Raw genomic sequence first — 10510 nt, forward strand, 5'->3', positions numbered from 1 at the left:
TCGCCGGCGCCGAGGCCCTGCGCGGCTCCGGATCCGGCTCCGGCCCCGGCGCCTCCACCGAAGGCGGGCCCCTCACCCCGCCCGCCGTCCTCGTCCACCCTCTCCCCGGCCGCGGCTGAGCCCGGCCCTTCCTTCATCTTCTGAACAGAGGACCACCCTGTCATGAACAGCTTCGACCTCACCCGGCTGCTCCCCGCCGACCACTTCAGCACCGCCTTGCGCCACGACGTGCAGCACGGCCTGACGTCCGAACCCAAGTGGCTGCCGCCGAAGTGGTTCTACGACGCGCACGGCAGCGACCTGTTCGAGGAGATCACCCGGCTGCCCGAGTACTACCCGACCCGCGCCGAGCGGGCCATCCTCACCGCCCGGGCCGGCGAGATCGCCGCCGCCACCAAGGCCCGCACGCTCGTCGAGCTCGGCTCCGGCTCCTCCGAGAAGACCAGGCTCCTGCTGGACGCCCTCAGCGACCTCGGCACGCTGCGCACCTACGTCCCGGTGGACGTCAGCGAGAGCGCGCTCACGTCGGCCGGCGAGGCGCTCGCCGCCGACTACCCCGGGCTCGCGGTGCACGGTGTGCTGGCCGACTTCACCGCCCGGCTCGGCCTGCCGCCGGACGGCGCCCCGCGCCTGGTCGCCTTCCTCGGCGGCACCCTCGGCAACCTGCTGCCGGACGAGCGAGCGGGCTTCCTTCAGGGCCTTCGCGCGACTCTCGACCAGGGCGACCACCTGCTGCTCGGCACCGACCTGGTCAAGGACCCGGCGGTGCTGGTCGCCGCCTACGACGACGCGGCCGGGGTGACCGCCGAGTTCAACCGCAACGTGCTCAACGTACTCAACCGCGAGCTGGGCGCCGACTTCGACCCGGACGCGTTCGAGCACGTCGCGCTCTGGGACGCGGAGCAGGAGTGGATCGAGATGCGGCTGCGCTCGCTGCGCTCGCAGACCGTGAAGATCCCGGCCCTGGACCTGCCGGTGCACTTCGACCGCGGCGAGGAACTACGCACCGAGGTGTCGGCCAAGTTCCGCCGCGAGCGGGTGGCCGAGGAGCTCGCGGCGGCCGGGCTGCGGCTCACCCACTGGTGGACGGACGAGGAGGGCCGCTTCGGGCTGTCGCTGTCCGCCCCGATGTGACGGAGGAGGGCCGCCCTGGCCCACAGTGAGCCACGGTGACCCACAGTGGCTTATAGCCCCCCAATTTGCTTGTTCACCTTACGAATTCTCTGAGTAAAGCCCGGGGAGCCGGTGTACAAGAGTTAAACGAACAGGGGTTACGATCGCGACTACCGAGCTCAGCGTTGAGTACCAGGAGTCAAGATCGTGAGCGTCACCCAGCAGCCCTCCGGGGCGGTCGAGGCCCCCGCGCCCGGCCGCCTCGGCTTCGTCGTCTTCATCACCGCCGCCGCGGCCCTCGGCGGGTTCCTGTTCGGCTACGACAGCTCCGTGATCAACGGCGCCGTCTCGGGCATCCAGGCGAAGTTCGGCGTCGGCGACGGCGTGACCGGTCTGATCGTCTCCTCGGCCCTGCTCGGTTCGGCGATCGGCGCCGCGGTGGCCGGCCGGTTCGCCGACCGCTACGGCCGCATCAAGGTCATGAAGGCGGGCGCGCTGATGTTCGCCGTCAGCGCCGTCGGCTCGATGCTGCCGATCGAAGCCTGGGACCTCGCCTTCTGGCGCGTCCTCGGCGGCGCCGCCATCGGCATCGCCTCGGTGATCGCGCCGACCTACATCGCCGAGGTCGCGCCGACCCGGTACCGCGGCCGCCTGGCCTCCTTCCAGCAGGCCGCGATCGTGCTCGGCATCGCGATATCCCAGCTGGTCAACTGGGTGCTGGCGGACGCCGCCGGCGGCGACACCCGCGGCAAGCTGCTCGGCCTGGAGGCCTGGCAGTGGATGCTCGGCATCTGCGTGATCCCGGCCGCCGTCTACTTCGTGCTCGCCTCGGTCATCCCCGAGTCCCCGCGCTACCTGATCCAGGCCGGCCGCCTCGACGACGCCCGCACCGTGCTCGCCGACGTCGAGGGCGACGGCATCGACACCGACGCCCGGATCGCCGAGGTCCAGGCCCTGATCGCCTCCGACCACCGCCCGCGCTTCCGCGACCTGCTCGGCGGCCGCTTCGGCCTGCTGCCGATCGTCTGGGTCGGCATCGGCCTGTCGGTCTTCCAGCAGCTCGTCGGCATCAACGTGATCTTCTACTACTCGTCGATCCTGTGGCAGTCGGTCGGCATCGACCAGAGCAACTCGCTGCTGATCAGCTTCATCGGCTCGGTCATCAACATCCTCGGCACCGTGATCGCGATCCTGCTGGTGGACCGGATCGGCCGCAAGCCCCTCGCCCTGATCGGCTCGGCCGGCATGGCCGTCGCCCTCGGCGCCGCCGGCTGGGCGTTCTCCTCGGCCACCGGCAGCGGCGACAACGTCACCCTGCCCGACCTCCAGGGCACCGTCGCGCTGGTCGCCGCCAACGCCTTCGTGCTGTTCTTCGCGATGTCGTGGGGCGTGGTCGTGTGGGTGATGCTCGGCGAGATGTTCCCGAACCGCGTCCGCGCCGCCGCCCTGTCCGTCGCCGCCTCCGCGCAGTGGATCGCCAACTGGGCGATCACCGTCTCGTTCCCGTCGATGTCGCGCTGGAACCTGTCGGCGACCTACCTGATCTACGCCGCCTTCGCCGCGCTGTCGATCGTCTTCGTGGCCAAGTACATGAAGGAGACGAAGGGCGTGCGCCTGGAGGACATGGGCTGACGGGAGCACGCGGGCCGCTCCGGCGGCCCCTGCCTTCCGGCCCCCGGCCCCTCCGGCCCCTCCGGCCCCCGCACCCTAGCGCGATCAGCGCGGGTGCGGGGGCCGAATCGTTCACTCCCTGCGGCGGCCCGGCCACCTCCGGTACTCCTGTTCGGCAGGAGGGATGTCTTGATCTTCAACCGGCTTCGCACCCGCAGACCGGCCGCCGCACCCACCGGCGGCTGCCCGTACGCCCACACCCACCCCGGCCCGCACGCCACTGGCCCGTACGCCCCCGGCCCGTACGCCACTGGCCCCTACCCCGCCGGGCTGCGGCCCGCCGAGCTCGACGGCTCCGGGTTCCACGCCCCCGAGCCCCGTCCCGCGGAGCCCCGCACCGCCGGCCCGGGGGACGCGCTGCTCCCGGCCGACCCGCCGTTCACCGACCCCGCCCAGGCCGCCGACTTCATCCGGCAGTTCCACCACGAGCAGCCCGCGGCCTGCGGCGACCCGGACGACCGGCTGCGCTCCGTCCTCGACGAGATCGACCACACCGGCACCTACGAGCACACCCCCGCCGAACTCGCGTACGGCGCCAAACTCGCCTGGCGCAACGCCGCCCGCTGCATCGGCCGGCTGTACTGGCGCAGCCTCGTGGTGCGCGACCTGCGGCACCTCTCCTCGGCCGACGACATCGCCGCCGCGTGCTTCGAGCACCTGCGGCTGGCCGCCAACGGCGGCCGGATCCGCCCGGTGATCTCGGTGTTCGCCCCCGACCGGCCCGGCCGGCCCGCCGCGCGCATCCTCAACCAGCAACTCGTCCGCTACGCCGGTCACCTGGCACCGGAGGAGGGCCGGGACGACGGACGGGACGACGGACCGCGCGGGGTCATCGGCGACCCGGCCGGCGTCCAACTCGCCGCCCAGGCCCGGGACCTGGGCTGGAAGTGCGCCGAGGACCGCTTCGAGGTGCTGCCGCTGCTGATCCGCGAACGCCCGGGCGAGCGCCCCGCGTGGTACCAGCTGCCGGACGACACCACGCTCGAAGTCCCGCTCTCCCACCCCGAGTTCGCCTGGTTCGCCGAACTCGGCCTGCGCTGGTACGCGGTGCCGGCCATCAGCGACATGACGCTGGAGATCGGCGGCGTGCGCTACCCCGCCGCGCCCTTCAACGGCTGGTACATGGGCACCGAGATCGGTGCCCGCAACCTCGCCGACGCCGACCGCTACGACATGCTCGCCACCGTCGCCGGACGGCTCGGCCTGGACACCTCCAACGACCGCACGCTCTGGCGCGACCGCGCCCTGGTCGAGCTCAACATCGCCGTGCTGCACTCCTTCCAGGAGGCGGGCGTGACGATGGCCGACCACCACACCGAGTCGGAGCGCTTCCTGCGCCACATCGCCCAGGAGAAGCGCCTCGGCCGCCCCACCCCGGCGGACTGGAGCTGGATCGTGCCCCCGGTCTCCGGCGGGCTCACCCCCGTCTACCACCGCTACTACGACCCGGTGGACCCGTCACTGCGCCCGGCCTTCGTCGCGCGCGAGCCCGCGTGACGCCGGGAAGCCGGGCGGCGGCACGGGTCCGGGCGGCGGCGGGAGTCCGGACGGTGGCACGGGTCCAGGCGGCGACGCAGGTCCCGGCGGCGGCGCAGGCTAGCCCGTCGGACCGGTGAGCCGCTCGAAGCGCAGCGCGAGCCCGTCGAGGAGCGCCTCCAGGCCGGTCTCGAACGCGGCCTCGTCGACGGTGGCCCGGTGGCCGGCCAGCCGGTGCGCCTCGCCGAGGTGCGGGTAGTCGGCCGCGTCGTACAGCTCGGCGTCCGCCGGGAACCCGGCCGCGAACGAGGCCAGCGCCGAGCCGGTGACGAAGTAGCGCATCAGCGCGCCGATCCGGGTGGCCTGGCCGCGCGGCCACCCGGCGTCCACCAGGTGCCCGAACACGGCGTCGGCCAGGCGCAGCGCGTGCGGCCGACGGCCGGGGCCCTGCGCGAGCACCGGGACGATGTTGGGGTGGGCGGCGAGCGCCGCGCGGTAGGAACGGGCCCAGTCGCGCAGCGCGTCCGGCCACGGGGTGGGCGCTCCTGCACCGGCTGTGCCCACCGGTCCGCTGCCCTGCGGCCCACTGCCCAGCGAACCGTTGCCCTGCAGCCCACCGCCCTGCAGTCCACCGCCCTGCGAACCGCCGAACATCGACAAGTCGACTTCACCGATGACGGTGTCGACGACCGCGTCCAGCAGATCGTCCTTGGTGGCGAAGTGGTTGTAGAGCGACGGCCCGCTGACCGACAGCTCGGTGGCGAGTCGGCGGGTGGAGAGGGCGTCCAGTCCCTCGGCGTCGATCAGCCGCAGAGCGGCGGCGACGATGCGCTCGCGGCTGAGCAGCGGGGTGCGCGGGCGGGCCATCGAGCGGCTTCCTCCGGATTTCTCGGGCGGTCCGTCCGGCCGGAGTCCTCCGGTCGGGTGGGTGGGGACCGATTCTGACAGGCGCCTCTTCCCAGCACCGGCCGGTCGGGGCTACAGTCCCCCCATAAAACTTGCAGCGCTAGTTTAATGGGCACGGAAGGTCGGTGGGCGCGAAAGCCCCTCGCCGGGCCCGGAACCGGGAGCCGCCGTGAATCTGGAGCTGTCCGAGGAGCAGGACGCCGTCCGGGAACTCGCCGCCGAGTTCACCGACCGCGAGATCGCCCCGCACGCCGCCGCGTGGGACCGCGCCGAGTCCGTCGACCGCGCGATCGTCGGCAAACTCGCCAAGCTGGGCTTCCTCGGCCTCACCCTGCCCGAGGAGTACGGCGGCAGCGGCGGCGACCACCTCGCCTACTGCCTCGTCCTGGAGGAGCTCGGGCGCGGCGACTCGGCCGTGCGCGGCATCGTCTCCGTCTCCCTCGGGCTCGTCGCCAAGTCGATCAACACCCACGGCACCGAGGAGCAGAAGCGCCACTGGCTCCCCCGCCTCACCTCCGGCGAGTCGCTCGCCTGCTTCGCGCTCACCGAGCCCGGCACCGGCTCGGACGCGGCCAACCTCACCACCCGGGCCGTCCGCGACGGCGAGGACTGGCTGATCACCGGCGCCAAGACCTTCATCACCAACGGCACCTGGGCCGACGTCGCCCTCGTCTTCGCCCGCACCGGCGGCGACGACCCGCAGCAGAGCGGCCACAAGGGCATCACCGCCTTCCTCGTCCCCACCGACCTGCCCGGCTTCACCCGCACCGAGATCCACGGCAAGCTCGGGCTGCGCGGCCAGGCCACCGCCGAACTCTCCTTCGACGCCGTCCGGGTGCCCGACAACGCCCGGCTCGGCGCCGCCGGCAAGGGCTTCGGCGTCGCGATGGGCGCGCTCGCCAAGGGCCGGATGTCGGTCGCCGCCGGGTGCGTCGGCATCGCCCGCGCCTGCCTGGACGCCGCCGTGCGCTACGCCGGGGAGCGCGAGCAGTTCGGCAAGCCGATCGCCTCGCACCAGCTCGTCCAGGAACTCCTGGCCGGCATCGCCGTCGACGTCGAGGCCGCCCGGCTGCTCACCTGGAAGGTCGCCGACCACATCGAACGCGGCCTGCCCTTCGCCACCGAGTCCTCCGTCGCCAAGCTCTACGCGAGCGAGGCCGCCGTCCGGGCCGCCAACAACGCGCTCCAGGTGTTCGGCGGCTACGGGTTCATCGACGAGTACCCGGTCGGCAAGTACCTGCGCGACGCGCGGGTCATGACCCTCTACGAGGGCACCAGCCAGATCCACCAACTGCTCATCGGCCGCGCGCTCACCGGCGTCAACGCCTTCTGAACAGCCGTCCCCACCCCCTCCACTGGCCCAACCCCTTCCATCTGGACAAGGAGCCCGACGACGTGCGTCCCGTCTACTTCGCCGCCGCCCGCCGCACACCCATCGGCCGGCTGCGCGGAGCGCTCGCCACGGTCCGGCCGGACGACCTCTCGGCCACCGTGCTGCGCGCCCTGCTCGCCGACGTGCCCGCCCTCGACCCCGCCCGCATCGACGACGTCTACTGGGGCGCCGCCAACCAGGCCGGCGAGGACAACCGCAACGCCGCCCGGATGGCCGTCCTCCTCGCCGGCCTGCCCGACACCGTCCCCGGCGCCACCGTCAACCGGCTCTGCGCCTCCGGCCTGGAGGCCGTCACGCTCGGCGCGCGGGCGATCGGCTCCGGCGAGGCCGATGTCGTGCTCGCCGGCGGCTGCGAGTCGATGACCCGCGCCCCCTTCGTCCTCCCCCGCCCCGACGAGGCCCTGCCGCACCGGATCGAGACCCACGACACCCGGCTCGGCTGGCGGCTCACCAACCCCCGGATGGCCGAACTGCACGGCGTGCTCAGCATGGGCGAGACCGCCGAGGAGGTCGCCGGCCGGTACGGCATCGGCCGCGAGCGCCAGGACGCCTTCGCCCTGCGCAGCCACCAGCGGGCCGCCGCCGCGCGCAAGGACGGGCACTTCGACGCCGAGCTGATCCCGGTCGAGCGGCCGGACGGCGTGACGGTGAGCCAGGACGAGGGCATCCGCGAGGACACCAGCCTGGAGAAGCTCGCCCGGCTCAAGCCCGCGTTCCGGCCGGACGGCACCGTCACCGCCGGGAACGCCTCGCCCATGAACGACGGCGCGGCCGGGCTCGTCCTGGTCAGCGAGGAGGCGCTGCGCGATCTGGGGCTGGAGCCGCTCGGCCGTTACGTCGCCGGGGCCTCCGCCGGGGTGCACCCGGACGTCATGGGCATCGGCCCGGTGCCCGCCACGCAGAAGGCCCTCGGGCGCATCGGCTGGTCGATCGGCGACGTCGACACGGCCGAGCTGAACGAGGCGTTCGCGGCCCAGGCGCTGGCCTCGATGGACGGGCTGGGCATCGACCCCGAGCGGGTCAACCCGAGCGGCGGCGCGATCGCCCTCGGCCACCCGCTGGGCGGCTCCGGCGCCCGCATCCTGACCACCCTGCTGCACCGGATGCGCCGCACCGGCGCCCGGCGCGGGCTCGCCACGATGTGCGTGGGCGTCGGCCAGGGCACCGCCGTGCTGGTCGAGAACGCCTGACGTCCCCGGTCGGCCTGGCGGCGTCCGGTCCTGACGTCGCCTTGTCCTGACATCCCTTTGTCCGGACATCCCCTTGTCTACATATCCACCCTCCGGATCCACCCTCAGGGAGCAAGAAGTGTCGCGTTTCGCAGGAAAGGTCGCCGTCGTCACCGGTGCGGCGCAGGGCATCGGGGCGGCGACGGCCCGCCGGCTGGCCGAGGAGGGCGCGGCGGTCGCCGTCGTCGACCTCACGGCCGAGCGCGCGGCCGGGACGGTCGCCGAGATCACCGCCAAGGGCGGCACGGCGCGGGCGTACGGCTGCGACGTGGCCGACTACGACGCCGTCGACGCGGTGTTCGCCCGGATCGCCGAGGACCTCGGCGGTGTGCACGTCCTGGTCAACAACGCCGGGATCACCCGGGACAACCTGTTCTTCAAGATGCCGAAGGCCGACTGGGACGCGGTGCTGACGGTCAACCTGACCAGCGCCTACAACTGCAGCCACGTCGCGCAGAAGTACATGGTGGCGCAGAAGTACGGCAAGATCGTCTCGCTCAGCTCGCGCTCGGCGCTCGGCAACCGGGGCCAGGCCAACTACGCCGCCGCCAAGGCCGGCATCCAGGGGCTGACCGCGACCCTGGCCATCGAGCTGGGCCCGTTCAACATCAACGTCAACGCCGTCGCGCCCGGCTACATCGCCACCGCGATGACCGCCGCCACCGCCGAGCGGGTCGGCAGCTCGGCCGAGGAGCAGCAGGCGGAGGTGTCCGCCCGGACCCCGCTGCGGCGGGTCGGGCAGCCGGAGGAGATCGCCTCGGTCGTCGCGTTCCTGGCGAGCGAGGACGCGTCCTACGTCAGCGGGCAGACCCTGTACGTCAACGGCGGAGCACGCTGACCTGACTACCGGCGAAGGCTTACGCCGAAGCAGTGAACTTGGTAAAGTTGGCCAACACGGTGAAAACTGTGAAATCGGCGAGCCTTCCCGACGTGTGGTCAACAGGCCGTCCCAGCAGCGGAGTTACTTTCCCCTGGGACGGCCTTTACCTTTTCGCGTGGCCGAACATGACCATGCCGTTCGTAGGACCACCACACGAAATGACTATGGCATGATCATGTGGCAATCGATGGGATGGCCGGACCGACCCGACCGGACCAAGGTCGGGCCCTGCGTCCCCCAAGGAGTTCCATGGGCAGCCCCGCTTCCCTTCGCCGCGCCCTGGCTCTGCTCGCCGTCGGGGCCACCGCCCTCACGGCCGGCACCATCTCCGTACCGGCGGTCGGCGCCGCCGCTGCCGCGCCCGCGCACCACCTGGCCGGCGTGCACGTCCAGCCCGCCTCGGCCGGCCACCACCTGGCCACCGCCCGGCCGGCCCCGCTGAGCACCACTCAGTGCGTCAGCCAGATCGGCATCCACTGCTACTCGCCGCTCCAGTACCAGAAGGCCTACAACCTGGGCCCGCTGTTCCAGGAGGGCATCACCGGCAAGGGCCGCACGATCGTCATCGTCGACTCCTTCGGCTCGCCGACCATCCAGCACGACCTGGAGGTCTTCGACAAGCAGTGGGGCATCAAGGACACCAACGTCGAGGTGGTCAAGTGGGGCAACGTCCCCGTCTTCGACCCGAAGAACCCCGACCACACCGGCTGGGCCGGCGAGACCACCCTGGACGTCGAGTACGCCCACGCGATGGCCCCCGACGCGCACATCGTCCTGGTCGAGACCGGCGTCGCCGAGACCGAGGGCGTCACCGGCCTGCCCGAGATGATGGACGCCGAGAAGGACCTCATCAAGAAGGGCGTCGGCGACGTCATCTCGCAGAGCTTCGGCGCCACCGAGAACACCTTCCCGGGTTACGACAAGGGCGACTTCAAGTCCCTGACCGACCTGCGCTACGCCTTCAAGGCCGCCGCGGCCCACAACGTCACCGTGCTCGCCGCCTCCGGCGACAACGGCGCCACCGACGCGCAGCTCAACGGCACCGACCTGTACCCGTACAAGGTCAACTCGTGGCCGTCCTCGGACCCGCTGGTCACCTCGGTCGGCGGCACCCAGCTGACCCTGGACGACAACGGCAACCGCACCGCGGCCGACAAGGTGTGGCACGACAAGTCCGGCGCCGGCGGCGGTGGCGTCTCCGGCATCTTCGAGCGCCCGTGGTACCAGGCCGGCGTCGCCAACGTCACCGGCAACCACCGCGGCACCCCGGACATCAGCATGAGCGCGGCCGTCGACGGCGCCGCCTGGACGTACGAGTCGTACGACCCGACCGCGGTCGGCTGGCACCTCACCGGTGGCACCAGCGAGGCCACCCCGCTGTTCTCCGGCATCGTCGCCCTGGCCGACCAGGCCGCCGGCTACCGCCTGGGCCAGATCAACTGGCGCATGTACGGCCTGAGCCTGCTCCCGAGCGACTGGAGCGGCATCACGGACGTCAAGGAGGGTGACAACGGCTGGAACGGCGTCACCGGCTACACCGCGACCGAGGGCTACGACCTCGCCAGCGGCCTCGGCACCATCGACGCCGCGAAGTTCGTCCACGCCCTCGCGGGCCGGTGACGGACCTTCAGCGGTCTCCGCAGGGACGCGCGGTAGCTACACGCGGCAGGGCCCTCCGGTAGGGAACTGAGCGGTAGCGACAGCACATGCACTGGGCGGGAAGCCGGCGGCGGCCGGCTTCCCGCCCAGTGGCGTTCCCCCCGGGGGGCGAGGTGTGGGGTGACTGGTAACAGCGAACAGATAACAGATTTCGAAATCTGTTATCTGTTCGCTGTTACCTGT

General features: G+C 72.2%; 8 protein-coding genes. 7 read left to right on the plus strand and 1 reads right to left on the minus strand.

Annotated features, from left to right (window positions below; translation table 11 throughout):
• Positions 1-162: 162 nt before the first annotated feature.
• The 3 genes from egtD to AB0O00_RS20070 all read left to right on the plus strand — a co-directional run bounded on the left by egtD (position 163) and on the right by AB0O00_RS20070 (position 4281).
• Entirely contained in the window at positions 163-1134 is a 972-nt protein-coding gene (gene egtD, locus AB0O00_RS20060) for an L-histidine N(alpha)-methyltransferase (protein ID WP_363653584.1), read from the plus strand.
• 186 nt (positions 1135-1320) lie between these two features.
• Positions 1321-2745 carry a sugar porter family MFS transporter gene (locus AB0O00_RS20065; RefSeq protein ID WP_363653586.1) on the plus strand — a complete coding sequence of 475 codons (1425 nt, stop codon included), beginning with the start codon at positions 1321-1323 and terminating at the stop codon, positions 2743-2745.
• A 396-nt stretch (positions 2746-3141) separates the two neighbouring features.
• On the plus strand, positions 3142-4281 hold the full coding sequence (locus tag AB0O00_RS20070; RefSeq protein WP_363653599.1) for a nitric oxide synthase oxygenase: 1140 nt from the start codon (positions 3142-3144) through the stop codon (positions 4279-4281).
• A 99-nt stretch (positions 4282-4380) separates the two neighbouring features.
• On the opposite strand, the gene AB0O00_RS20075 is transcribed toward AB0O00_RS20070, so the two are convergent.
• Positions 4381-5127: a TetR/AcrR family transcriptional regulator gene (locus AB0O00_RS20075; RefSeq protein ID WP_363653588.1), complete on the minus strand. Its 747-nt coding sequence runs from the start codon at positions 5125-5127 to the stop codon at positions 4381-4383.
• A 208-nt stretch (positions 5128-5335) separates the two neighbouring features.
• On the opposite strand from AB0O00_RS20075, the gene AB0O00_RS20080 reads away from it, so the two are divergent.
• The 4 genes from AB0O00_RS20080 to AB0O00_RS20095 all read left to right on the plus strand — a co-directional run bounded on the left by AB0O00_RS20080 (position 5336) and on the right by AB0O00_RS20095 (position 10288).
• Positions 5336-6499, plus strand: coding sequence for an acyl-CoA dehydrogenase family protein (locus AB0O00_RS20080; protein WP_363653590.1), 1164 nt, complete (start codon positions 5336-5338; stop codon positions 6497-6499).
• A gap of 62 nt (positions 6500-6561) precedes the next feature.
• Positions 6562-7749, plus strand: coding sequence for a thiolase family protein (locus AB0O00_RS20085; protein WP_363653592.1), 1188 nt, complete (start codon positions 6562-6564; stop codon positions 7747-7749).
• A 118-nt stretch (positions 7750-7867) separates the two neighbouring features.
• Complete coding sequence (gene fabG / locus AB0O00_RS20090) at positions 7868-8626, plus strand: 3-oxoacyl-ACP reductase FabG (RefSeq protein WP_363653595.1); 759 nt, start codon at positions 7868-7870, stop codon at positions 8624-8626.
• 291 nt (positions 8627-8917) lie between these two features.
• The gene (locus tag AB0O00_RS20095; protein WP_363653597.1) at positions 8918-10288 is read left to right on the plus strand and encodes a S53 family peptidase; all 1371 of its coding nucleotides are present in this window, start codon (positions 8918-8920) and stop codon (positions 10286-10288) included.
• Positions 10289-10510 lie beyond the last annotated feature (222 nt).

The organism is Kitasatospora sp. NPDC093558 (genome assembly GCF_040683475.1).
Taxonomy (GTDB): domain Bacteria; phylum Actinomycetota; class Actinomycetes; order Streptomycetales; family Streptomycetaceae; genus Kitasatospora.

Coding starts and splice junctions, on each gene's coding strand:
- egtD (WP_363653584.1), top strand. CDS start 163: ATGAACAGCTTCGACCTCACCCGGCTGCTCCCCGCCGACCACTTCAGC.
- AB0O00_RS20095 (WP_363653597.1), top strand. CDS start 8,918: ATGGGCAGCCCCGCTTCCCTTCGCCGCGCCCTGGCTCTGCTCGCCGTC.
- AB0O00_RS20075 (WP_363653588.1), bottom strand. CDS start 5,127: ATGGCCCGCCCGCGCACCCCGCTGCTCAGCCGCGAGCGCATCGTCGCC.